Origin of the sequence: Pseudomonas sp. PGPPP1, assembly GCF_002255865.1 — a bacterium.
GTDB classification, from domain to species: Bacteria; Pseudomonadota; Gammaproteobacteria; order Pseudomonadales; family Pseudomonadaceae; genus Aquipseudomonas; species Aquipseudomonas cremoris.
The window spans coordinates 155,501-180,229 of the sequence record NZ_NKIG01000004.1 but is presented as its reverse complement, the minus strand read 5'-3'; the positions used below and the strand labels follow the sequence as shown (position 1 = coordinate 180,229).

Below are 24,729 nucleotides of genomic sequence, written 5' to 3'. Positions count from 1 at the left end.
ATGAAACGGATCCTTCTCGGTACTCTCTTCACCGTCGTCTCCCTCAATGCAATGGCAGAAGCACCAGGTGGCCCGAACTGCGGTTGGGGCAACATGTTGTTCGAAGGCCAGCGCGGTACTCCGGCTCACTTCCTGGCGTCCACCACCAACGGCACTTCGGGTAACGCCACCTTCGGCATGACCTCGGGCACCAACGGTTGCAGTACCAACAGCGCCCTGACCTACGGCGGCAAGTCCTGGATTGCCATGAATGGCATGATGAACGAGCTGTCCGAAGACATGGCCAAGGGCAATGGCGAAGCGCTGACCACCTATGCCGTAGTACTGGGCGTGGCTCCAGAAGATCGCGAGCACTTTGCTGCCGTGACCCACGAACACTTCCAGCAGATCTTCAGCAAAGCTGACGTGACCGCTGACGACGTGCACAACAACACCCTGGCTGTACTGAAAAGCGATGCCCGCTTGGCGAAGTACGCAACCCAAGCTTAAGCTCGACCCGCCCGCGTCCTTCGAGGCGCGGGCGTTTTTTGGACCCGCCTCCCCTTTGGGTCTCACTTTTTCCGACTTAAGTTGCCCCTATGCTCAAACGCTTTGCCTGGATGGCACTCTTCGCCTGCGCCCCGCTGTATGCGGCGCCGCATATTGATGATCAACGTTTGCAGCAACTGGCCAACGATCCGTTCTGGCTGTCCCTCGGCCATTACGAGGCCGGCAAGATCAGCGGCTGGCACAGCTATGTCAGCGACAAAAAGTTCTTCCTCGCGCCCGATGGCGCCCACCACCCGGACGCCGAACTCAAGGCCACCGTTGAAGCACTCTATGCTCCGGCCAGCCTGGGCGAAAAACACGCCCAATGCGTCTACCCCGCACGTACCCGCTGGCTCAAGGATCAGTTGCTCCTGACCGACCTGCCTGCCGTGGACTGCAAAGAATTCAAGCAATGGTTCAAGGACGTCGCGCCCCACAGTGCGGTGATGATTTTCCCGGCGGCCTACCTCAACAGCCCATCGTCGATGTTCGGCCATACCCTGCTGCGCATCGACCAGGCGGATGTGCAGAGCAACAACACCGCCCTGCTCAGCTATGCAATCAACTTCGGCGCCTATATCGAAGGTTCGGACAACAGCATCCTTTATGCCTGGAAGGGTTTGATGGGCGGCTACCCAGGCCTGTTCGCCCTGGTGCCCTACCAGGAAAAACTCTCCGAATACCGCAGCCTCGAAAACCGCGACCTGTGGGAATACCGCCTCAACCTCACCCAGGTCGAAACCGAGCGCATGGTGGAGCATGTGTGGGAACTCAAGCAGATCCAGTTCGACTACTTCTTCTTTGACGAAAACTGCTCCTATCGTCTGCTGGAACTGCTGCAAGTCGCGCGCCCTGGCTTGCGCCTGACCGAACAATTCCCGCTGACCGCCATTCCCACCGATACGGTCAAGGCGGTGAAAGAGGCCGGTTTGGTGGAAAAAATCGACTACCGCCCTTCCCGCGAACGCGAGCTGCTGGAACGCGCCAAGCCGCTGAACAGCGACGAGCAACAATGGGTGCTGAAAGTCAGCGACGACCAGAAGCAACTGCAGGAACCTGCGTTCAAGGCCCTGCCGCGCGAGCGCCAGGCCCTGATCATCGATGCGGCCTATCGCCTTGGCCGCTACCGTGCCAATGGCCTGGAGCGCGACCCCGCTCGCTCCCAGCGCAGCTTCGAACTGCTGCGCGCCATCAACCAGAACCCGGCGCCCGACCTGAACATCGAGCGCCCAGGCCTGCCGGAAGACGGCCACGAATCACGCACCTGGCAAGCCGGCATCGGCACCCGTGGCGACAAGGCCTACGGCGAATACGGCCTGCGCATGGCCTACCACGACCTGAATGACAACGCCGAAGGTTTCCCGCTCGGCGCGCAGATCGAAATCCTGCAAATGAAACTGCGCCAGTACGAGGGTAACCACTGGCAACTGCAGCAACTGGACCTGGCCACCATCCGCTCCCTGACCCCACGTAATGCCCTGCTGCAACCCTGGTCATGGCAAGTCACCGGCGGCCTGGAGCGCGTACCGGGCAAACACGACGACGAAACCCTGGTGGCCCACGTCAACGGCGGCGCTGGCGGCACCTGGCAGTTGAGCGACGACATGCTCGGCTTCGCCCTCGGCACCGTGCGCGTGGAACACAACAACGACTTCAGCGAAGCCATCTCGCCGGCTGCCGGGTTCAATACGGGTGTGCTGTGGAAGAATCCACTGGGCAATCTGAGCCTGGAGGCCAAGGGTGACTTCTTCACCAATGGCGAAGTGCGCCGTAGTCTCAGTCTGAACCAGCAGTGGGAGTTGTCACGTAACCTGGGCTTGCGACTGAGTGCGCAGCGCGAGTACAGCCACTTGTCGACGCCGGTGAATGAAGTGATGCTTGAAGTGAAGTGGTATCACTACTAAGGCTCGACACACATCCAACTGTGGAAGCAGGCTTGTGTGGGAGCTGGCTTGCCTGCGATAGCATCACTGCGGTGAAACAGTCATACCGAGGTGCCTGCATCGCGGGCAAGCCCGGCTCCCACACAACCCCACACAGTAGATCGGTATCTATTCAGTTTAATCTCAAGGAGCTCAACCAACATGGCCGTTACCTGCACCACCCTCGAACAAGTCCGAAGCAACATCGACCGCCTCGACCAACAAATCGTCACCCTGCTGGCAGAGCGCGGCCACTACGTATCCCAGGCTGCTCGCTTCAAAAAAGACACCGATAGCGTCAAGGCACCGCAGCGCGTCGAACAAGTGATCGCCAAAGTGCGAGACTTGTCCCATTCGGTGGGCGCCAATCCGGATGTCACCGAACAGGTGTATCGCGCGATGATTGCCGCGTTTATCCAGCAGGAGTTGGCGGAGCACGCCGCGCTGTCGACGTAGGGACCAACACCAATCTCACCTCCCTTTCACACCACCCCGACAAATCCCAAACTAGACTTCTCCCCATCAGCCGGTGACCGGCCAGGGAGTAAGCAATGTGGCGGTATGCAGTAATGCTGTGTGCGGTGGTGTGGTTGTCGGGTTGCCAATCAACCCATCAGGAGTTGTTGGCCAAGGGTTATCCCCCGGCCTTTGCCGATGGTTTTGATGACGGCTGCAGCAGCGGTCGCCAGGCGGCTGGGGTGATCAGCGGGGAGTTTCGCAAGAACGTGCCCCGTTACCTTAAGGATCGTGAATACGCCGAAGGCTGGGAGGACGGCTTCCGCCAGTGCAAAGCCATGCGTGAAAACGAAGAGCTGCGCGACTACAAGGACAACCACTGGGATGACCGCGAACGCGCCTGGCAGCAGGAGAAGGATCGCGACGCGGCCAGGGCTTATCGCTCGCAATAGGTCGCTTTCAGACATCCATCGAAACTAAAGCGCGGTGAACATGGCCCAAACTCCATAGAGGGAGAACGCCATGAGCCGAGCTTTTGTGAATGAAGACAGCGCCGCCGCCCAGGCTGATCAGCCGGTGGAGCGTCAGATCAGTGAACAGCCCAATCGCCTGACGGCGCAAGGATTGGCGCAGTTGCAGGCCAAGGTTGTGCAATTGCAGCACGAGCACAGCCTGGAATCCGCCAAGGGCGAGCAGGCAGACAAGCAGCGCCAGGCCGATCTTGAGCGGGATTTGCGTTATTTCAACCAGCGGGTGCAAAGCGCACAGGTGGTAGCTGCGGCCACGTCCACCGAAAAGGTGCAGATTGGCAGTTGGGTGACCTTCGCCAATCAGTTGGATGAGCAACAACGCATTCAACTGGTGGGCGAGGACCAGGCCGATGCCTCAGTCGGCCTGATCAACTGGGGTTCGCCCCTGGGCCGCGCGTTGCTGGGCGCCCAGGTGGGTGACGAGGTGCTGTGGCAGCGCCCCGTCGGCGATCAGTTGATCGAAGTGCTGCGCATCGAGGCCGAGACTTAGACGATGCCTTGGGCCAGCATTGCGTCGGCGACTTTTACGAAGCCCGCGATGTTTGCGCCTTTCACGTAGTTGATCCGGCCATTTTCTTCGCCGTAGTGCACACAAGCGTGGTGGATCGACTGCATGATGTTGTGCAGCTTGCTGTCCACCTCACCGGCGGTCCACAGCAGGCGCATGGCGTTCTGCGACATTTCCAGGCCACTCACGGCCACACCCCCGGCGTTCGACGCTTTGCCCGGTGCAAAAAGAATGCCCGCCTCGATAAAGATATCCACAGCCTCAAGGGTGGTCGGCATGTTGGCGCCTTCGGCCACGCAGATGCAGCCGTTGCGCAGCAGTGCACGTGCCGCATCGGCGTCGAGTTCGTTCTGAGTCGCGCAGGGCAATGCGATGTCACAGGCCAGTTCCCACGGGGTTTGCCCCTTGCGGAACTCCAGGCCGAAACGCTCGGCCAGCTCGCTGATGCGACCGCGCTGCACGTTTTTCAGCTCCAGCAGGGCTGACCATTGTTCTTCGGTCAAACCGCTTTCGGCGTACAGGGTGCCTTCGGAGTCGGACAGGGAAATCACCTTGCCGCCCAAGTCCATCACCTTGCGCGCCGCGTATTGCGCCACGTTGCCGGAACCGGATACCGCCACTCGCTTGCCTTCAACCCGCAGGCTGTTGCGCTTGAGCATTTCTTCGGCGAAGTACACACAGCCGAAACCCGTAGCCTCCGGGCGGATCAGGCTGCCGCCGTAGGTCATGCCCTTGCCGGTCAGCACGGAGGTGAACTGGTTGCTCAGACGTTTGTACTGGCCGAACAGGAAACCGATCTCACGGGCGCCCACGCCGATATCGCCAGCCGGCACGTCCACATCGGCACCAATGTGGCGGTACAGCTCGCTCATGAAGGATTGGCAGAAACGCATGACTTCCGCGTCGCTCTTGCCTTTGGGGTCGAAGTCCGAGCCACCTTTGCCGCCGCCCATGGGAAGCGAGGTGAGGGAGTTCTTGAAGGTCTGCTCGAAGGCAAGGAACTTCAACACGCCCAGGTTCACCGACGGGTGGAAGCGCAAGCCGCCTTTGTAGGGGCCGATGGCGCTGTTCATCTGGATACGGAAACCGCGATTGACCTGGACCTTGCCGTGATCATCCACCCACGAAACCCGGAAAGTAATCGCGCGTTCCGGCTCGCAGATGCGCTCCAGGATGCCCGAGGTCAGGTAGTGGGGGTTGGCTTCAAGAAACGGCCACAAACTGCGTAGGACTTCTTCCACTGCCTGGTGGAATTCGGGCTGGTCCGGGTCGCGTTTTTTGAGGCGGGCAAGGAAGGATTCGACGGATTCGATCATGAAAAGTCTCGGCAGATTTTTAGTTTTTAACGGAGATTGAGCCGGACTTTATCAATTCATTTCGCACTGCGACAGGGCAAAATGTCGCCTTTGTGAATTTAAATGGTGCATTGGATATAAATAAACCTGAAAAACAGGCGATTTTTGCACCTTTAAAGGGATTGCCACCCCAAGACATGCACCAACCTATAAGCCGCCATCGCAGGCAAGCCAGCTCCCACATTCGACTGTGTTCACAAATCAAAAGTGGGAGCTGGCATGCCTGCGATAAATCCAATTCGGTCCACCTGAAAAACACTCAAAAAAAAACGGAGCCCGAAGGCTCCGCTCATTCAAACCGACCTTAATCAGGCCAGTTTTTTGTGACGCACGCGGTGCGGCTGGGCAGCTGCTTCGCCCAAGCGCTTTTTACGGTCCGCTTCGTACTCGGTGTAGTTACCTTCGAAGAACACCGCTTGGGAATCGTCTTCGTACGCCAGGATGTGAGTCGCGACGCGGTCAAGGAACCACCGATCGTGAGAGATCACAATGGCGGCACCCGGGAAGTCCAACAGGGCTTCTTCCAGGGAACGCAAGGTTTCAACGTCGAGGTCGTTGGACGGTTCGTCGAGCAGCAGGACGTTGCCGCCCTCTTTCAGGGTCAGGGCCAAGTGCAAGCGACCGCGCTCACCACCGGACAGGTCCTTGACGAACTTCTGCTGGTCGCCGCCCTTGAAGTTGAAACGACCGACGTAGGTGCGCGACGGGATTTCATAGTTGCCGATGCGGATCTGGTCGGAGCCGTCGGAAATCTGCTGGAACACGGTCTTGCTGCCGTCGAGGTCGTCGCGGCTCTGGTCGACACAGGCCAGTTGCACGGTTTCGCCGATCTCGATGCTGCCGGAGTCCGGAGTCTCCTTGCCCATCAGCATGCGGAACAGTGTGGATTTACCCGCACCGTTACCACCAATAACGCCGACGATCGCGCCTTTTGGCATGGAGAACGACAGGTTGTCGATCAGCACGCGGTCGCCGTAGCCTTTGGAAACGTTCTTGAACTCGATGACCTTGTCACCCAGGCGCGGGCCGGCCGGGATGTAGATCTCGTTGGTTTCCGAACGCTTCTGGAATTCCTGCGACTGCATTTCTTCAAAGCGTTGCAGACGAGCCTTGGACTTGGACTGGCGGGCCTTGGCGCCTTTGCGCACCCACTCCAGTTCTTCCTTCATGGCTTTTTCGTGGGCCGATTGCTGCTTGGATTCGGCGGCCAGACGGTCGGACTTGGCTTCCAGCCAACCGGAGTAGTTGCCCTCGTAAGGGATACCGGCGCCACGGTCGAGCTCCAGAATCCAGCCAGCAACATTGTCCAGGAAGTAGCGGTCGTGCGTGATCGCAACCACGGTGCCTGGGAAGTCGTGAAGGAAATGTTCCAGCCAGGCGACGGAATCGGCGTCCAAGTGGTTGGTAGGTTCGTCGAGCAGCAGCATGTCAGGGGCCGACAGCAGCAGGCGGCACAGGGCCACACGACGCTTCTCACCACCAGACAGGTGTTCGACCTTGGCGTCCCACGCCGGCAGGCGCAGCGCGTCGGCGGCAACTTCCAGCTGGCGCTCCAGGTTGTGACCGTCGCCGGCTTGCAGGATGGCTTCGAGCTTGGCTTGTTCGGCAGCCAGTTTGTCGAAGTCGGCATCTTCTTCGGCGTAAGCGGCATAGACCTCGTCCAGGCGGGCCTGGGCGTTCTTGATCACGCTGACGGCTTCTTCAACCACTTCGCGCACGGTCTTGGTCGGATCCAGGATCGGTTCCTGCGGCAGGTAGCCGATGTTCAGCTCCGGCATCGGGCGGGCTTCGCCTTCGAACTCGGTGTCGACGCCGGCCATGATTTTCAGCAGCGTGGACTTACCCGAACCGTTGAGGCCGAGCACGCCGATCTTGGCGCCTGGGAAGAAGGACAGCGAAATATTTTTGAGGATTTCCCGCTTCGGCGGAACAACTTTTCCCAGCCGATGCATGGTGAAGACGTATTGAGCCATGGTGAACCTAGCGTCAGTGACTGATGAATTAAGCGGGCGAAGCCCGTGCCAGGCCATGCGCCGCGCGGGCCGTTGACGATGATCAATGCCTGCGTGCGGAAAAAGCCTGAATGTCTGGGGCTGGAACGCCCCCGCGTAACCGGCAAAGCTACCTGAATGCGCTTGGTCAGTCCAGCCAGGCGGGGCTGGCACTTTGCCACAAGTCAAGGCATGCTAGCCGCCCTCCGGGCGTCCGGCTTATAGTGCACGTCGCGCGCCAGTCCAGCCAAACCGCAGGATCACAGCTTGTCCAAAGTCACGCCGCCAACTCCTCTGCGCGCCGCTCATATAGCGCCGGGAGCGCCCCTGCACGGCACCCTCAAAGGCGCATTGGCGACGCTTGTCCTCATGCTGCTCGCGTTATTGTTCTGGCAACTGCTGGACCAACTGCAGCAAAACCAGAAGAACCAGCAGCAATACACCATTGACTACAGCGCCGACCTGGCTGAACAGATCAGCCTGAACATGGCCCTCAGCGCAAAAATCGCCCTGAACCTGCTACCGATGGTCGAGCCACCGCGCGACAGCGAACAGCAACAAGCCCTGATGCGCACCTTGCAACGCTCGCTGCCGGAGCTGCGCAGCATCGCCCTGCTCGCCCCCAGCGGCGCGATGATCAGCGACAGCGCCACCGATAGCCAAGATGCTGCCTGGCTCGAAGAGCTGGTGCAGCGCAGCCACTCCCAGTCGTATTACCTGAGCAACAACAACGACGGGACCATCATCTATTTATTGCTGCATCAGCCCAGCGGCGGTTCAAGGGTGTATTGGGTGCTGCGCCTGGCCCCCAATTACCTGACCAACCTCACCCGTCAGGACGGCCAGGGCGTGCGCCCGATGTGGGCCATCGAGAATCGCCTCAACCACCGTGTCATCAGCCGTGACAGTGGCATGCCCGCCCAATGGACCAGTGCCCTCACTCCGGACGAGTTGAATAAAAGCGTGCTGGTCACGCCCCTGAGCAAAAGCGACTGGCAACTGCGCGGGCTGTTCGACCGTAACGCCGTGCTGGAGCAACTGCTGCCTGCCTTTATCGGTAAATGCCTGCTGGGCCTGGCGTTCTCACTGATCCCGGTGATCGTGCTGTTGAACATGCGCCGCCGCCAGCGTCAGGTGCATGAGGGCCGGCGACGCTACCAGGACATTTTCGAGGGCACCGGCGTAGCGCTTTGCGTGCTGGACCTGTCGGGGCTCAAGGCGTTCTTCGCCAAGGCCCAACTGGAAACGCGCGCGCAACTGCACGCCTGGCTGCAAGACAACCCCGCCGAACGCCAGCAACTGCTCAAGGAACTGCGCATTACCGAGGTCAACCAGGTTGCCGTGCGCCTGCTGAACGTGGGCTCTTGCGAAGAAGCCTGGGAGCGTCTGATCGATGACTGCCCGCGCAACGCCACCTCTATCGGCTACCAGATACTGGAAGCCGTCCTGACCCAACAGAACCAGCTTGAGCTGGAGATCCAGCTCAAGGATGTGGCCGGCAACGATCAATACCTGTGGCTGGTGATGCGCCTGCCCGAGCAGCAGGATGACGCCAAGGCCGTGATCCTCAGCATCAGCGATATCACCAGCCGCAAGCTGATCGAGTTGTCGCTGGTGGAGCGTGAAAGTTTCTGGTCCGACGTGGTGCGTACCGTGCCCGACCACCTGTATGTGCAGGACGTGATCAGCCAGCGCATGATTTTCAGCAACCATCACTTGGGCCACACCCTCGGCTATAACAAAGCCGAGCTGCAGCAAATGGGCGAGTACTTCTGGGAAATCCTGCTACACCCCGAAGACGCCGAGCACTACCACGACTTACGCCAGCAGCAACGCCAGATCGGCTACACCACCCAATTGCAGTGCCAGTTGCGCTTTCGCCACCGTAACAACCAATGGCGCCGCTTTGATATCCGCGAACAGGCCCTGGCCCGGGACAAGACCGCCGTGGTCACCCGGATCATCGGCGTGGCCAAGGACATCACCGACCAGATCGAAGCCAGCGAGTCCCTGCGTGACAGCGAACAGCGCTACCGCATGCTGGCCGAAAGCATCAGCGACGTCATCTGCTCCACCGACAGCCAATTGGCCCTCAACTACATCAGCCCCTCGGTTAACGCCGTGCTGGGTTACGACGTGGACTGGGTGTTCAAGAACGGCTGGCAATCGATCATCGCCAACCCGCAGCAGTTAACCGGCATCTACAGCCTGGTGGAGCAGGTCAGCCGTGCACTGGGCGATACCGAGGCGCTGAACAAGCTGCGCGATGAAGTACAGACCCAGTTGTTCCTGTTCGACTGCCTGCGCGCCGATGGCCGCAAAGTGCCGATCGAACTGCGCCTGGTGCTGGTGTGGGACGAACACGGTGCCTTTGAAGGCGTCCTCGGTGTGGGCCGCGACGTCAGCCAGCAGCGCCGCGCCGAAAAAGACCTGCGCATGGCGGCCACGGTATTCGAGCACTCCACGTCGGCGATCCTGATCACCGACCCGGCGGGCTATATCGTGCAGGCCAACGAGGCATTCAGCCGGGTCAGCGGCTACGCGGTCGCTGATGTACTGGATCAGTTGCCCAACCTGCTCACCGTCGATGAACAGCAGGAAGCTCACTTGCGTTACGTGCTCAAGCAATTGCACCAGCACAGCACCTGGGAAGGCGAGGTGTGGCTCAAGCGCCGCAACGGCGAGCATTACCCGGCCTGGGTCGGCATTACCGCCGTGTTCGACGACGAAGGCGACTTGGCCAGCTACGTGTGCTTCTTCAGTGATATCAGCGAGCGCAAGGCCAGCGAACAGCGTATCCACCGCCTGGCCTACTACGACGCCCTGACCCACTTGCCAAACCGCACGCTGTTCCAGGACCGGCTGCATACCGCGCTGCAGGCCGCCGACCGCCAGAAGTCGTGGGTGGTGCTGATGTTCCTCGACCTCGACCGTTTCAAGCCGATCAACGACTCCCTGGGCCACGCGGCCGGCGACCGCATGCTCAAGGAAATGGCCACCCGCCTGCTGGGCTGCGTGGCCGAAGACGACACCGTGGCGCGCATGGGCGGTGACGAATTCACTTTGCTCCTGCAACCGCGGGTCAACCGCGAACTAGCGTTGAACCGTGCGATTCATGTGGCCGAACAGATTCTCGCCAGCCTCGTGAAGCCCTTCGTGCTGGAAGGCCGCGAGTTCTTCGTGACCGCGAGTATCGGCATCGCCCTCAGCCCTCAGGACGGCAACGAGCTGAGCCAGTTGATGAAAAACGCCGACACCGCGATGTATCACGCCAAGGAGCGCGGCAAGAACAACTTCCAGTTCTACCAGGCCGACATGAACGCCAGCGCCCTGGAACGCCTGGAGCTGGAAAGCGACCTGCGCCACGCCCTGGACCAAAACGAATTCGTGCTTTATTACCAGCCGCAGTTCAGTGGTGACGGCAAACGCCTGACGGGCGCTGAAGCCCTGCTGCGCTGGCGCCATCCGCGACGCGGCCTGGTGCCGCCAGGAGACTTCATCCCAGTGTTGGAGGAGTTGGGCCTGGTGGTGGACGTGGGCGACTGGGTGATCAGCGAAGCCTGCCGTCAGCTCAAGACCTGGCACCAGAACAAGGTGCGCGTGCCGAAAGTCTCGGTGAACATCTCCGCGCGGCAGTTCTCCGACGGCCAACTGGGTACGCGCATCGCCACCATCCTCAAGGACACCGGCCTGCCGCCGGCGTGCCTGGAGCTTGAGCTGACCGAAAGCATCCTGATGCGTGAAGTCAACGAGGCCATGCATATCCTCGACAGCTTGAAAAACCTGGGCCTGAGCATTGCGGTAGACGACTTTGGCACGGGTTACTCGTCGCTCAACTACCTCAAGCAATTCCCCATCGACGTATTGAAGATCGACCGCACCTTCGTCGACGGCCTACCGTCCGGCGAGCAGGACGCACAGATCGCCCGCGCCATTATCGCCATGGCCCACAGCCTGAACCTGGCGGTAATCGCCGAAGGCGTGGAAACCCATGAGCAGTTGGACTTTCTGCGCGAGCATGGCTGCGACGAGGTGCAGGGCTACCTGTTTGGGCGGCCGATGCCGGCGAACCGGTTTGAGGCGCAGTTCAGCAATGATGCGCTGTTCATGTTCGACTGAGTTTCAGCTGTGGGGCTGACGGCCTCATCGCAGGCAAGCCAGCTCCCACATTCGAATGGGTTCACAGATCAAAATGTGGGAGCCGGGCTTGCCCGCGATATGGCCATCACAGGCACCATTCATCCCTAAGTGAATCCCACTTGTCCGCGACATGATGTCCTTTCATATGCCATCTAAAACCCATTGGGTTAGAATGCCCTCCTTTTCTGCCCCCGATCCTTGAGGACCGCCATGTTCAGCCGTGATTTGACTATTGCCAAGTACGACGCCGATCTCTTCGCTGCCATGCAGCAAGAAGCCGTGCGCCAGGAAGAGCACATTGAACTGATCGCTTCGGAAAACTACACCAGCCCAGCCGTCATGGAGGCTCAAGGTTCGGTTCTGACCAACAAGTACGCCGAAGGCTACCCAGGCAAGCGCTACTACGGCGGTTGCGAGTACGTCGACGTGGTTGAGCAACTGGCCATCGACCGTGCAAAAGAACTGTTCGGCGCCGATTACGCCAACGTCCAGCCGCACGCCGGCTCCCAAGCCAACAGCGCTGTGTACCTGGCCCTGCTGCAAGGCGGCGACACCATCCTGGGCATGAGCCTGGCCCACGGCGGTCACCTGACCCACGGCGCCAGCGTTTCCTCCTCCGGCAAGCTGTACAACGCCGTTCAATACGGTATCGATGCCAACGGCCTGATCGACTACGACGAAGTCGAGCGCCTGGCGGTTGAACACAAGCCAAAAATGATCGTGGCCGGTTTCTCTGCCTATTCGCAGATCCTGGATTTCCCACGTTTCCGCGCTATCGCCGACAAGGTTGGCGCCTACCTGTTCGTCGACATGGCTCACGTAGCCGGTCTGGTCGCTGCGGGCGTCTACCCGAACCCGGTGCCTTTCGCTGACGTGGTGACCACCACCACCCACAAGACCCTGCGCGGTCCACGTGGCGGCCTGATCCTGGCTCGCGCCAATGCCGACATCGAGAAGAAGCTGAACTCTGCCGTATTCCCAGGCGCCCAAGGTGGCCCGCTGGAGCACGTGATTGCCGCTAAAGCGATCTGCTTCAAGGAAGCGCTGCAGCCTGAGTTCAAGACTTACCAGCAACAAGTGGTCAAGAACGCCCAGACCATGGCCAGCGTGTTCATCGAGCGCGGCTTTGACGTGGTGTCCGGCGGTACTGAAAACCACCTGTTCCTGCTGTCGCTGATCAAGCAGGACATTTCCGGTAAAGATGCTGACGCTGCCCTGGGCAAAGCCTTCATCACCGTGAACAAAAACTCCGTGCCGAACGACCCACGTTCGCCGTTCGTCACCTCGGGCCTGCGCTTCGGCACCCCGGCTGTGACCACTCGTGGCTTCAAGGAAGCAGAGTGCAAGGAACTGGCTGGCTGGATCTGCGACATCCTGGCAGACCTGAACAACGAAGCCGTGATCGACGCGGTACGTGAGAAGGTCAAGGCCATCTGCAAAAAGCTGCCGGTGTACGGCGCTTGATTGCAGTTGCTTGAATGAAAAGCCCGGCTCTTGAGCCGGGCTTTTTTGTGCCCGGTCTCAACTTGAAACACGGTCACTTGTGGGAGCTGGCTTGCCTGCGATAGCGGTGTATCAGCCGCTGATGGGCTAACTGACAGTCCGCTATCGCAGGCAAGCCAGCTCCCACAGTGGATCGGATTTCAAGTCAGGATTGGTAAACCTTGGCAAAGCCCTCGCGAATCTTGTCTTCCGGCAACTCATCGGCAATAAACACAATCACACTCTCCCGCGCCTCGCCCTCGGCCCACTCCGTATCCCAATCGAAACCGTAGAGCTTCAGCACACCCTGAAACACCATGCGCCGATCTTCCCCGGCAATATTCAGCACGCCTTTGTAGCGCAGCAGTTGCTTGCCATGATCTTCCAGCAACTCGTTCATGAACTCGCTGAGTCGGTCGATATCCAGCGGCTGGTCGGTGCGCAGCACCAGGCTGGAGATGCGGTCGATAGACGGCGCTGCACTCACCGGGCGCAGGCTCATACCGGCATTGAGGTTAAAGCCGCGCACATCGAGCAGTTCAGCCAGGTCGATAGTGCCGTGATCGACTACTCGAATCGGCGCGCGACGGTTGATACGCGTCAGCCGCTCGCTGAGGGCGTCGAAGCTGGCGTCATCCACCAGGTCACGCTTGCTTACCAGCAAGCGGTCGGCAAAGCCGATCTGGGCCTGGGCGATGGTCTGGGTCAGGTGATGCTCGGCGTGAGCCGCGTCCACCAGGGTGATGATGCCGTCGAGGATGTAGCGCTCACGCAGTTCCTCGTCGATGAAAAAGGTCTGCGCCACCGGTGCCGGGTCGGCCAGGCCGGTGGTTTCGATCACCAGGCGGTCGAAGGCGATTTCGCCGCTGTCCAGGCGCTCGAGCAGCAGGTACAGGGCTTTGGTCAGGTCGGTGTGGATGGTGCAGCACACGCAGCCGTTGGACAGGGTCATGACTTGCACCGGCTCATCGCCCAACAGTTGGGTATCGATACCGGCGTCGCTGAATTCGTTTTCGATCACGGCGATTTTCAGGCCGTGCTCGGCCTTGAGCAAGTGGCGCAGCAAGGTGGTTTTGCCGGCGCCGAGGAAGCCGCTGAGGATGGTGACGGGAATGGGAGAGGACAAAAGAAATTCTCCTGAAGGAATACAAAAACAAATGTGGGAGCGGGCTTGTGTGGGAGCCGGGCTTGCCCGCGATGCAGACACCTCGGTGTATCAGTTACACCGCAGTGATGCTATCGCAGGCAAGCCAGCTCCCACGCAAACCCGCTCCCACAGGGCTATTGCGTTAATTCAACAGCACTTAGGCCCACCCTTGCCACCGTAACGGGCTTCCTGGCGTTCCCGGAAGAACGCCTTGTAGTCCATCATCGGCTTGTCCGGGTGTTTGGTTTGCATATGCTCGACGTAGGTGTCGTAGTCGGGCATGCCGACCATCAGGCGCGCGGCCTGACCGAGGTATTTACCGAGGCGACTGATGTCATTGAACATGGCTGCAATCCTCGATCAAGCGTCAGGTACGGCCTGGAACGGAGCTTCTTTATCCGTACGCTCTTTGTTGCCCCAGGCGGCGACGCCGACCTTGAGCGCATAGAACAGGATGCTGAATACCACGAACAGGAACAGCGCCGTCAGCGTTGCGTTGGTGTAGGCGTTGTAGATCACGTGCTGCATCTGATCGATGTTCTTGGCCGGGGCCAGGATCTGGCCGTTGGCCAGGGCATCGCTGTACTTCTTGGCCAGGGACAGGAAGCCGACCGCCGGGTTGGCGTCGAACAGCTTGATGAAGCCCGCAGTGGTGGTGCAGATCAGCAGCCAAACCGCTGGCAGCATGGTCACCCAGATGTAGCGCTGGCGCTTCATTTTGATCAGCACAACGGTGGCCAACATCAGCGCGATACCTGCCAGCATCTGGTTGGAGATACCGAACAGCGGCCACAAGGTGTTGATGCCACCCAGAGGGTCGATCACGCCTTGGTACAGCAGGTAACCCCACATGGCCACGCAGCCGGCGGTCGCGATCAGGTTGGCGGTCCACGACTCAGTGCGTTTGAGCGATGGCACGAAGGAGCCGAGCAGGTCTTGCAGCATGAAGCGACCGGCACGGGTACCGGCGTCAACCGCCGTCAGGATGAACAGCGCTTCGAACAGGATCGCAAAGTGGTACCAGAACGCCATGGTGTTTTCACCCGGCAGCACACTGTGCAGGATCTGCGCGATACCCACCGCCAAGGTCGGTGCACCGCCGGCACGGGCCAGGATGGTGGTTTCACCAATGTCATGGGCCACGGCTTGCAGCGCCTCTGGCGTAATCGCAAAACCCCAACTGCTGACAGTTTGCGCTACAGCCACCACATCACCACCCACAACGGCGGCCGGGCTGTTCATGGCGAAGTACACGCCAGGCTCGATGACCGAAGCGGCAACCATCGCCATGATGGCCACGAACGACTCCATCAACATGCCGCCGTAACCGATGTAGCGAGCGTTGGTTTCGTTATCCAGCAGCTTGGGCGTGGTGCCCGACGAGATCAGCGCATGGAAACCCGACACCGCGCCACAGGCGATGGTGATGAACAGGAACGGGAACAGACCGCCCTTCCAGACCGGGCCAGTGCCGTCGATGAACTGGGTCAGTGCCGGCATTTTCAGCTCTGGCATGGTGACCAGGATGCCGATGGCCAGGGCAATGATGGTGCCGATTTTCAGGAAGGTAGACAGGTAGTCACGTGGCGCGAGGATCAGCCACACCGGCAGTACCGCTGCGACAAAACCGTAGCCGATCAGCATCCAGGTGATTTGAATGCCGGTGAAGGTAAAGGCCTTGGCCCACACCGGGTCAGCGGCAATCTGCCCGCCCAGCCAGATCGAACCCAGCAGCAACAGCACGCCGATGATCGAGATTTCACCGATGCGGCCCGGGCGGATGTAGCGCATGTAGATGCCCATGAACATCGCGATCGGGATAGTCGCCATCACCGTGAAAATGCCCCACGGGCTCTCGGCCAGGGCCTTGACCACGATCAGCGCCAGCACCGCGAGGATGATGATCATGATCAGGAAGCAGCCGAACAGCGCGATGGTCCCCGGAATGCGGCCCATCTCTTCACGGACCATATCCCCCAGGGAACGGCCGTTACGACGCGTGGACAGGAACAGGACCATGAAGTCCTGCACCGCACCGGCAAGCACCACGCCGGCAATCAGCCAGAGCGTGCCGGGCAGATAGCCCATTTGCGCCGCCAGTACCGGGCCAACCAAGGGGCCTGCACCGGCAATCGCCGCAAAGTGGTGACCGAAAAGGATGTGTTTGTTGGTCGGCACATAGTCCAGACCGTCGTTGTTGATCACTGCGGGGGTGGCCCGCCGTGGATCGAGTTGCATCACATTATTAGCGATGAACAGGCTGTAGTAGCGGTAAGCAACCAGGTAGATGGCCACAGCAGCGACCACAATCCACAAGGCGTTGATCGCCTCGCCGCGGCGCAAGGCCACTACGCCAAGGGCGCACGCTCCTACGATTGCCAGCACCAGCCAGGGTAGGTGGCGTAGCAGGCTATTATTATTTTTCATTTTTATATTCCAGCCAGGGTGGACAGAAAGGACAGCCGTTCCGAGTTTAGCGCTGTTGGCCTCAAAGGCCACCCCCCTACGTTGGTCTAGAGCCTTCTGCGGGCAAAAAAAGCAGAAATAAAGGCCCAATGATGGCTCGGCGCTACAATTCCCTTATCCACAGAGGGTTCCACCATGACCGAACAACCATCTGACCGCCGCCGTTTCCGCAGGATCGCCTTTGACGCCAAGACCGAACTTCGGCAAAACGGTCGCGAATGGCCCGTGCAATTGGTGGATTTGTCGCTAAAAGGGTTGTTGGTGCAACGGCCTGAAGACTGGAAGGGTAATAAGGCGTTGCCGTTTGATGTGGACATACGCCTGGACGCTAAGGCCCATATCAAGATGCAAGTGCGGCTGACTCATGAGGATCATGGGCAGTTGGGGTTTGTGTGCCAGCATATCGACCTGGACTCGATCAGTTATTTGCGGCGCTTTGTCGAGTTGAATCTTGGGGATGAGGAGGAATTGCATCGCGAGTTGGCGGCATTGCTGGAGATCTAACAGCCAAGTCGGATCAAGTGTGGGAGCTGGCTTGCCTGCGAAAGCGCAGTGTCAGCATATACATCCTTAGCTGACCCTCCCCCATCGCGGGCAAGCCCGGCTCCCACATCAAACAATACTGCCTGTCGGAATGAGGATTACTCGAACAGCGCATCCAACGCCTGTTCCAAGCGCGTCACCCCGATAATCTGAATGCCTGGCGGCGACTCCTTCGGCGCATTGCCTTTAGGCACGATGGCGCGCTTGAAGCCGTGCTTCGCGGCTTCCTTCAGCCGCTCCTGGCCACTCGGCACCGGACGCACTTCACCCGACAGCCCCACCTCACCAAACACCAGCAAGTCATGCGGCAATGGCCGGTTACGCAAGCTGGACATCACCGCCGCCATTAACGCCAGGTCCGACGCTGTCTCCAGCACCTTAACCCCGCCCACCACGTTGAGGAACACGTCCTGGTCGTGGGTCGGAATGCCGCCATGACGGTGCAATACCGCCAGCAACATCGCCAGGCGGTTCTGATCCAGGCCCAAGGTGACACGCCGCGGGTTGGCCAAATGGCTGTCATCCACCAGCGCTTGCACTTCCACCAGCATCGGCCGAGTGCCTTCCCACGTCGCCATCACCACACTGCCTGGGACTTCTTCCTGGGCACGGGTGAGGAAAATCGCTGACGGGTTGGAGACTTCTTTCAGCCCCCGGTCAGTCATGGCGAATACGCCCAACTCATTGACTGCGCCGAAACGGTTCTTCACCGCCCGCAACAAACGCAGGCGCCCGTCGGACTCGCCCTCGAAATACAACACGGTGTCGACCATATGCTCCAGCACTCGCGGCCCGGCCAGCGCGCCCTCTTTGGTCACATGGCCCACCAGGAAGATCGCCGTGCCGCTCTGCTTGGCATAACGCACCAACAACGCCGCACTCTCCCGCACCTGGGAGACACCGCCCGGCGCCGACTGCAGTTGCTCGGTGAAGATCGTCTGAATCGAGTCGATCACCATAACCTTGGGCTTTTCGATACGCGCCGTGGCGATGATGCTTTCGATGCAGGTCTCAGTCATGACCCGCAGCTGGTCCTGAGGCAACCCCAGGCGTCGGGCGCGCATGGCCACCTGCTGCTGGGATTCTTCGCCCGTGACATACAGCGCCGGCATGCGGCTGGCAATGCTGCATAGGGTTTGCAACAGGATCGTCGACTTACCGATGCCGGGGTCACCGCCGATCAACACCACCGAGCCGTCCACCAGGCCGCCACCGAGCACACGGTCCAACTCACCGGAGGCGGTGGAAAACCGTGGGATTTCTTCGACGCTGACCTCAGCCAGCGTCTTGATCTGCGCTTGCTGCCCGGTCCAGCCAGCCCGACCAGTGGGGGCTGCGGCGCCACCGCTTTCAATCATGGTTTCAGTCAGCGTGTTCCACGCACCGCATTCGGTGCACTGGCCGGCCCACTTGGGAAAGGTCGCGCCGCACTCCGTGCAGCCGTACATGCGCTTGGCCTTTGCCATTTGAGAACCTCCAACCGAAAAACCGCGATGATAGCTCAGCGCGGCGCCGGGGTCCGGATTTCACCACTGGCCAATCGTGATGCGCTGTTGCCGATAGGGTCTTCGGCGTTGAGGTCAGCGCCCTTGGCCTTCAACTCATCCAGCAACTCGACACGTTTGAACAGCCCGGCGTACATGGCGGCTGTCTGCCCGGCACCGTTGCGCTGGTCGGGGTTGCAGTCGGTGGCCAGCAAGCGTTGGGCGATTTTCAGCTCGCCTTTGAAGATCGCCCCCATCAGTGCAGTGTTACCGCGCTTGTCCTGTACGCAGGCGTCTGCACCGGCGTTGAGCAGGCGCTCCACGAACGCGCCCTGGCCGTGGTAGGCCGCCAAAATTAGCGCGGTGTAGCCCTTGTCGTCCTGGGTGTTGAGGCTGTAGCCGGAGTCGATAAAGGTGTTGAGCATGTCGAGGTCGCCACGGCGGGCGGCATCGAAATAGTAGTCCTGCAACTGGGCCTTGAGCGCCACAGGCTCGGGCGGCTCTGCACGGACAACAAAGGCCAGCATGACCATTAACAGACCGATAGCAATACGCATGGGTTTTCTCCTGCCAAAGGCCGACGCCCCGCTTGAGGGCGCCGACCGGAACCAACGTTAGTCAGTCAGCTTTTCCGCCAGCGCCTTCACGCGCGCCAGATCACCCTTGGCAACCTTGGCCACGCCAGTGCCGTACTCCGGGTCAGCCTTGTAGAGGAACGACAGAATGATGTGCTTGCTCTCGTCGTCGGTGGTGGCCAGGGAGCCGCCGAAGTTGTCGATCAAGTCCTGGCGCTCTTTCTTGCTGTAGGAGCGGTACAAGTCACCGGCTTGCTTGAAGTTCTGCTCGCGCTGGATCTTCGCCTGCTGCGTGCTGCCCGACAGCGCCGATTGGCTATAGCGTGCGGCCTGCGGTTCTTCCCGTGGCTCCAGGCGGCTCGGCTGGTAGTTCACGCCGCTGCTGGTCTTGCCGACGTTCATCGCGCCGTCCTGGTTGCCGTTGTTGACGGTCACCCGTGGCGCGTTGATCGGCAGTTGCAGGGCATTCGGGCCCAGGCGATACATTTGGGTATCGGCGTAGGAGAACACCCGGCCTTGCAACAGGCGATCTTCCGACGGTTCGATACCCGGCACCAGGTTGGCCGGGGCCATTGCCACTTGCTCGGTCTCCTGGAACACATTGGCTGGGTTGCGGTTCAGCACCATCTGCCCGACTTTGCGCTCCGGCACGTTTGGCCAGATCTTGGTGGCGTCCAGTGGGTCGAAATCGAACTTGGCCAAGTCCTCAGGCTTGAGCACCTGCACGTACAGGTCCCACTTGGGGAAGTCGCCCTTGTTGATATGCGTGACCAGGTCGTGGGTCATGTGGCTGTAATCGCGACCCTGCACCTCGGTGACTTGCTTGGGATCAAGGTTCTTGATGCCTTGCAGGCTCTTCCAGTGGAACTTGACGTAATGCACCTCGCCCTTGGCGTTGATCAGCTTGTAGGCATGCACGCCATTGCCGTCCATTTCCCGGTAGCTCGCCGGGGTGCCGGAGTCGGAGTACAGCTCGGTCAACGTACGGGTGGCTTCGGGTACGTGGGAGAAGAAATCGAAGCGACGAGAGTCGTCATCCAGGTTGGTGCGCGGGTCTGGCTTGAAGGCGTGGACCATGTCCGGGAACTTGATGGCATCGCGGATGAAAAAGGTCGGGAAGTTGTTGCCCACCAGGTCCCAGTTGCCGTCGGCGGTGTAGAACTTGGTGGCGAAACCGCGTGGGTCACGCAAGGTTTCCGGAGAGTGGTTGCCATGCACCACGGCCGAGAAGCGCACGAACACCGGTGTGGTTTCGCCGGCGGCAAACACCTTGGCCTTGGTCAGGTCGCTGAGGTTATCGGTGACGGTGAACGTGCCGTGGGCGCCGGTACCACGGGCGTGTACTACGCGCTCAGGGATGCGTTCACGGTCGAAGCGCTGCAGCTTCTGGATAAGTTGCACGTCTTGCAGCAACACCGGGCCATTGGCGCCGGCGGTTTGCGAGTTCTGGTTATCGCCGACGGCTGCACCGTTATCGCGGGTCAGGTTGGCGGCTTGCACCGACAGGGAAAGCAAGCTGGCGGTTACCAGTATCAGCGCTGATCGCGCTGAAACGGGCCCGCGGCTCATTGAGTTATTCATCGAGGTTTCCTCTGGTTTTTTTAGTGCACATTCTGTTGTGCTTGCCAGAGGCTAGTGACCTGGGACGCAGAAGATAAATAGAAAAGTAGTACCAAGCCGATAAAGAAAATAGTGTGGTAACCCACTGAAATCACGAGTATTTCGCGCGCGACTGGTGGCATTTTGCAAACTATTTGCGATTTAATGTGTCGATAAAACCTAACAGTGTTAACAGTTGTGTCGCGCAAGGGCTCTACGACTGACTTACACTGAGTTCCACCCTTCTCATCTGTAACAAGGAATAACCTATGGGCGTGATCAGTGAGTTCAAGGCCTTCGCGGTCAAAGGTAATGTGGTCGATATGGCCGTCGGTATCATCATCGGCGCCGCCTTCGGCAAGATTGTTTCCTCGTTTGTAGGCGACGTAGTGATGCCTCCCATCGGTCTGTTGATCGGTGGCGTAGACTTCGGCGACTTGGCGATAACGCTAAAGGCCGCGCAAGGCGATGTACCTGCGGTGGTGCTGGCGTACGGCAAGTTCATCCAGAGCGTGATCGACTTTGTGATCGTCGCGTTTGCGATCTTCATGGGCGTGAAGGCGATCAACCGCCTGAAGCGTGAAGAGGCCGTGGCACCAAGCCTGCCGCCGACGCCGACCAAGGAAGAAGTGTTGCTGGGCGAGATCCGCGATCTGCTCAAGGCGCAGAACGACAAGCCTTGAGCGTCGTCTGCCAGTAAAACGAGGCGCCCCAAGGGGCGCCTTTTTGTTACCAGTAGTTTTCCACCGCCACTTGGCCGGGGCGTCGACTCAGGCTCAGTTGCATATCGCGCTGCTTGAGTAACTGCCGCGTGTCATCAACCATTTGCGGGTTGCCGCAGATCAGGACGCGGGAGTGTTCAGGCGTCAGTTCAACACCCGCGGCGCGCTCCAACTCGCCGTTTTCAATCAGCGTGGTAATGCGCCCGTTCAATGCGCCAGGGTGTTGCTCGCGGGTGACAATTGGGAGGTAGACGAGTTTGTGCGCATGCTCAGCCAGGTATTCACGCTCGCCTAAAGATTTGATCAGCGTCTGATACGCCAGCTCCTTGGCCTCGCGGGCGCTATAGACCAGGATGATGCGCTCGAATTTTTCCCAAACCTCGAAGTCCTGCAGGATCGACAGGAACGGCGCCACCCCGGTGCCGGTGCCCAGCATCCACAAATCGCGGCCATCGACAAATCGGTTCAGCGTTAGAAACCCTGTAGCCTGGCGCTCCACCATCAAGGTATCGCCTACCCGCAGACGGCTCAGTTCGCTGGTGAACTCTCCGCCGGGAACGACGATGGAAAAGAAATCGAGGTGCTCATCGAACGGCGACGACACCAATGAATAAGCGCGCCACACCGTGCTGCCATCCGCCTTGGTCACCCCCAGGCGCACAAACTGGCCTGCGGTGAAACGAAAGCCCGCGTCACGGGTAGTGCGCAGGGTAAACAGGCTGGGAGTCAGCGACTGCACGTCTAGCAAGGTCTGGCGGGTAAATTTCTCAGCGCTGGCCGTCATGGGGGGCTCCGTTCTACAGGTGCCCTAGTGTCCCTCAAAGTGGCGAGCGCAAACACCGTTGATTTGTACGGCATTTGCGCCTTTCACGTCCCCCAATGGCTGCGGTGAGTGAGCGTGCGTAAAGTTGGAGAAACAGTTAGCCGACGACCACGCGACTAATCATTTGGCTATTAACACAGTCTAAATCGCTTATCAGATGATGCAGTGTTGTTAACAGCCATCAATTTGGCAGCACTGCTAACTCGCTAATTCCAATTAGAAAAAATAAACATCCAAACAACCTGCACAAACACTTGCAACATGTACAAGATCGCCCGCCTAACAACACAACAGCTTTCAGCATTTTCCCGATTAAATTATATAGGCAATATCCTACACTCAGTTTCGTGCAACTGTGGGGTGAGGACGTACCCACAGTACGTAAAATCCCATGGAGAGTGACCAATGATTAGCTGGCGCAACACAAGACTCCCCAAACTGGAAGGCGAGAACCAGATAACCAGTGTTTTTGAAATGGCCCTCAATCACACCTTAGAGCTCGGCTTCCAATTCTGTTCATTTACGATGAGTTCTCAAATACCTGAAAACGACACAAAAACTGTTTATAAAAATAATTACCCAAGTGAGTGGAACACTGCCTACAAACAAGGACACTTCTTCGAAATAGACCCTGTTGTCGCCCACTGCAAACGCAGCGTACTGCCAATAGTGTGGGAGAAGAAGGCATTTAGCGCCGCGCCGAACCTGTGGGAATTGGCCCAAGTGCATGGTGTGCACTTGGGCTGGACGCAGTCAGTGCATGATTTCCATGGGGTCTTCAGCATGCTGACCCTGGGTCGTACCAAAGGCGAAGTCAGCCCGGAAGAACTGTACGAAAAAGCCGGCCAGGTGCTGTGGCTGTGTCATGCCATGCATGCGGTAGTAGCGCAGAAATTTGCCGACGAACCTGGCGTCAAACCGCCCAGCAAACTGACCCCACGAGAAACGGAAATACTCAAATGGTCAGCCATGGGCAAGACCGCTGCGGACATTGCCGCCATCCTCTGCTTGTCGGAGCGTACGGTGGGGTTCCATATCAGCAGTTGCTTCAAGAAGCTGGGGTTTAATAACAAGATCGCAGCAGTACTCAGGGCCTCCAAAATGGGCTGCTTTTAATCGAGTGGAAACACCGCATGTAATCCCTCTGGAAAAAAAGTAACATTTACGCCCAATTCTGAGTGTTGACGCAGCCCATGGGGCCCACGTCGAAGTTCACTCAGAGGGTTCGCAGGTAACTGTCGAACTCCCATCGATGACCCAGAGCCTCCCCCGCCATGCCCCTGCTCGAAAGCCCCTTCGCCCAGCTCGATCTGATCCGCCAGCCAGAGCAACACAATGATCCGCTGCAAGCCTTCGATGCCGCCGACGAGTACCTGCTCAGCTACCTGGCAGAACAGCAACCTGTTGCTGCCACCCGTGTGCTGGTACTCAACGACAGTTTTGGCGCCCTGGCCGCCAGCCTTGATGGCCAGGTGCAGGTGACCTCCAGCGGCGACTCGTTCCTGGCAGCCCAAGGCCTGGAGAAGAACCTGGTGCGCAATGGCAAGGCCTTTGATGCGGTGGCATTCATTCCCGCCAGCCAAGTACCCAACGGGCCGTTCGACCGAGTGCTGATCCGTGTGCCCAAGACCCTGGCGTTATTGGAAGAACAGCTGATTCGCCTGCAGGGCCAACTGGCCCCAGGCGCAGAAGTGATCGCCGGGGCGATGGTCAAACACCTGCCACGGGCAGCCGGGGAAATGCTGGAGCGGTATATCGGCCCCATGCATGCGTCGCTGGCAGTGAAGAAGGCGCGGCTGTTGATTGCCACCGTCGCGGATCGCCCAGTCGCAGTGTCGCCCTACCCGACCCGCTACACGCTGGACACGCCTGCCATCGAGCTGCTCAACCACGCCAACGTGTTCTGCCGTGAAAGCCTGGATATCGGCACTCGCGCGTTCCTGCCACACCTGCCAAAAAACCTGGGCAACGCCCGTGTGGCCGACCTGGGTTGTGGCAACGGCGTATTGGCAATTGCCAGCGCACTGCAAAACCCCGATGCGCAGTACACCTTGCTGGACGAGTCGTACATGGCCGTGCAATCGGCTGCCGAAAACTGGCAAGCCGCCCTCGGCGACCGCGACGTGACCGTGCGCGCCGCCGATGGCCTGGCCGGCCAGGAGCCGGATTCGCTCGACGTAGTACTGTGCAACCCACCGTTCCACCAGCAGCAGGTCGTCGGCGACTTCCTCGCCTGGCGCATGTTCCAGCAGGCGCGTGAAGCGCTGGTGGTAGGTGGCGCGCTCTATATAGTCGGCAACCGTCACCTGGGCTATCACAGCAAATTGGCGCGACTGTTCCGGGGTGTCGAGCAAGTGGCGGCCACGCCCAAGTTCGTGATCCTCAAGGCGCGCAAATAAAAAAACCCTGCCACTCTTGCGAGAGGCAGGGTTGAAAGCCGGGCCGCGAAGCCCGGATC

Annotated in this window: 20 protein-coding genes; 11 read left to right on the top strand and 9 right to left on the bottom strand. The window is 59.6% G+C overall.

The genetic code is table 11. The features are described from left to right. The 5 genes from CFE47_RS08430 to CFE47_RS08410 all read left to right on the top strand — a co-directional run bounded on the left by CFE47_RS08430 (position 1) and on the right by CFE47_RS08410 (position 3,926). Positions 1–489 carry a DUF3015 domain-containing protein gene (locus CFE47_RS08430; protein WP_016973832.1) on the top strand — a complete coding sequence of 163 codons (489 nt, stop codon included), beginning with the start codon at positions 1–3 and terminating at the stop codon, positions 487–489. An 89-nt stretch (positions 490–578) separates the two neighbouring features. After that, a complete protein-coding gene (locus CFE47_RS08425) occupies positions 579–2,432 on the top strand; it encodes an Lnb N-terminal periplasmic domain-containing protein (protein ID WP_286836257.1) in 1,854 nt (617 codons plus the stop codon). A gap of 180 nt (positions 2,433–2,612) precedes the next feature. Next, positions 2,613–2,906: a chorismate mutase gene (locus CFE47_RS08420; protein WP_286836256.1), complete on the top strand. Its 294-nt coding sequence runs from the start codon at positions 2,613–2,615 to the stop codon at positions 2,904–2,906. A 95-nt stretch (positions 2,907–3,001) separates the two neighbouring features. Beyond that, entirely contained in the window at positions 3,002–3,358 is a 357-nt protein-coding gene (locus tag CFE47_RS08415; protein WP_286836255.1) for a hypothetical protein, read from the top strand. 70 nt (positions 3,359–3,428) lie between these two features. Next, positions 3,429–3,926 (top strand): GreA/GreB family elongation factor, encoded by a 498-nt coding sequence (locus CFE47_RS08410; protein ID WP_286836254.1) that lies wholly within the window; start codon positions 3,429–3,431, stop codon positions 3,924–3,926. On the opposite strand, the gene gdhA is transcribed toward CFE47_RS08410, so the two are convergent. Together gdhA and ettA are read right to left on the bottom strand one after the other, a co-directional pair. Then, positions 3,923–5,260 (bottom strand): NADP-specific glutamate dehydrogenase, encoded by a 1,338-nt coding sequence (gene gdhA / locus CFE47_RS08405; RefSeq protein WP_185708539.1) that lies wholly within the window; start codon positions 5,258–5,260, stop codon positions 3,923–3,925. The genes CFE47_RS08410 and gdhA overlap by 4 nt on opposite strands. A 347-nt stretch (positions 5,261–5,607) precedes the next feature. Continuing rightward, the gene (ettA, locus tag CFE47_RS08400) at positions 5,608–7,272 is read right to left on the bottom strand and encodes an energy-dependent translational throttle protein EttA (RefSeq protein ID WP_185708540.1); all 1,665 of its coding nucleotides are present in this window, start codon (positions 7,270–7,272) and stop codon (positions 5,608–5,610) included. A 285-nt stretch (positions 7,273–7,557) separates the two neighbouring features. On the opposite strand from ettA, the gene CFE47_RS08395 reads away from it, so the two are divergent. Continuing rightward, positions 7,558–11,409, top strand: a complete 3,852-nt coding sequence (locus CFE47_RS08395) for a sensor domain-containing protein (RefSeq protein WP_286836253.1) — start codon at positions 7,558–7,560, stop codon at positions 11,407–11,409. Between the two features lie 231 nt (positions 11,410–11,640). Beyond that, positions 11,641–12,894 carry a serine hydroxymethyltransferase gene (gene glyA / locus CFE47_RS08390; protein ID WP_105523351.1) on the top strand — a complete coding sequence of 418 codons (1,254 nt, stop codon included), beginning with the start codon at positions 11,641–11,643 and terminating at the stop codon, positions 12,892–12,894. Positions 12,895–13,078: 184 nt separating this feature from the next. Here glyA and yjiA read toward each other — a convergent pair whose 3' ends face one another. The 3 genes from yjiA to CFE47_RS08375 form a co-directional block, all read right to left on the bottom strand. Next, the gene (gene yjiA / locus CFE47_RS08385; RefSeq protein WP_286836252.1) at positions 13,079–14,038 is read right to left on the bottom strand and encodes a GTPase; all 960 of its coding nucleotides are present in this window, start codon (positions 14,036–14,038) and stop codon (positions 13,079–13,081) included. Between the two features lie 168 nt (positions 14,039–14,206). Further along, positions 14,207–14,404: a YbdD/YjiX family protein gene (locus CFE47_RS08380; RefSeq protein ID WP_003176208.1), complete on the bottom strand. Its 198-nt coding sequence runs from the start codon at positions 14,402–14,404 to the stop codon at positions 14,207–14,209. Between the two features lie 15 nt (positions 14,405–14,419). After that, positions 14,420–16,486 carry a carbon starvation CstA family protein gene (locus CFE47_RS08375; protein ID WP_286836251.1) on the bottom strand — a complete coding sequence of 689 codons (2,067 nt, stop codon included), beginning with the start codon at positions 16,484–16,486 and terminating at the stop codon, positions 14,420–14,422. Positions 16,487–16,660: 174 nt separating this feature from the next. Here CFE47_RS08375 and CFE47_RS08370 point away from each other — a divergent pair, with 174 nt between their 5' ends. Continuing rightward, positions 16,661–17,029, top strand: coding sequence for a PilZ domain-containing protein (locus CFE47_RS08370; protein WP_286836250.1), 369 nt, complete (start codon positions 16,661–16,663; stop codon positions 17,027–17,029). 137 nt (positions 17,030–17,166) lie between these two features. Here the strand turns inward: CFE47_RS08370 and radA are convergent, their stop codons facing one another. Genes radA through katB form a run of 3 tightly spaced genes read right to left on the bottom strand, consistent with a single transcriptional unit; the run spans position 17,167 to position 20,708 of the window. Then, positions 17,167–18,534 carry a DNA repair protein RadA gene (gene radA / locus CFE47_RS08365; protein ID WP_003235145.1) on the bottom strand — a complete coding sequence of 456 codons (1,368 nt, stop codon included), beginning with the start codon at positions 18,532–18,534 and terminating at the stop codon, positions 17,167–17,169. A 35-nt stretch (positions 18,535–18,569) separates the two neighbouring features. Then, positions 18,570–19,109: an ankyrin repeat domain-containing protein gene (locus CFE47_RS08360; RefSeq protein ID WP_286836249.1), complete on the bottom strand. Its 540-nt coding sequence runs from the start codon at positions 19,107–19,109 to the stop codon at positions 18,570–18,572. 57 nt (positions 19,110–19,166) lie between these two features. Beyond that, positions 19,167–20,708 carry a catalase KatB gene (gene katB / locus CFE47_RS08355; protein ID WP_286836248.1) on the bottom strand — a complete coding sequence of 514 codons (1,542 nt, stop codon included), beginning with the start codon at positions 20,706–20,708 and terminating at the stop codon, positions 19,167–19,169. A 287-nt stretch (positions 20,709–20,995) separates the two neighbouring features. Between katB and mscL the strand changes: the two genes are divergently transcribed. Next, positions 20,996–21,409, top strand: a complete 414-nt coding sequence (gene mscL, locus CFE47_RS08350; RefSeq protein ID WP_185708547.1) for a large-conductance mechanosensitive channel protein MscL — start codon at positions 20,996–20,998, stop codon at positions 21,407–21,409. Positions 21,410–21,455: 46 nt separating this feature from the next. Here the strand turns inward: mscL and CFE47_RS08345 are convergent, their stop codons facing one another. Beyond that, the gene (locus tag CFE47_RS08345) at positions 21,456–22,232 is read right to left on the bottom strand and encodes a ferredoxin--NADP reductase (protein WP_286836247.1); all 777 of its coding nucleotides are present in this window, start codon (positions 22,230–22,232) and stop codon (positions 21,456–21,458) included. 444 nt (positions 22,233–22,676) lie between these two features. On the opposite strand from CFE47_RS08345, the gene CFE47_RS08340 reads away from it, so the two are divergent. Both CFE47_RS08340 and CFE47_RS08335 read left to right on the top strand, forming a co-directional pair. Next, entirely contained in the window at positions 22,677–23,387 is a 711-nt protein-coding gene (locus CFE47_RS08340; protein ID WP_286836246.1) for a helix-turn-helix transcriptional regulator, read from the top strand. Positions 23,388–23,545: 158 nt separating this feature from the next. Continuing rightward, positions 23,546–24,670 carry a methyltransferase gene (locus tag CFE47_RS08335; protein WP_286836245.1) on the top strand — a complete coding sequence of 375 codons (1,125 nt, stop codon included), beginning with the start codon at positions 23,546–23,548 and terminating at the stop codon, positions 24,668–24,670. The last annotated feature ends 59 nt before the right edge of the window (positions 24,671–24,729 follow it).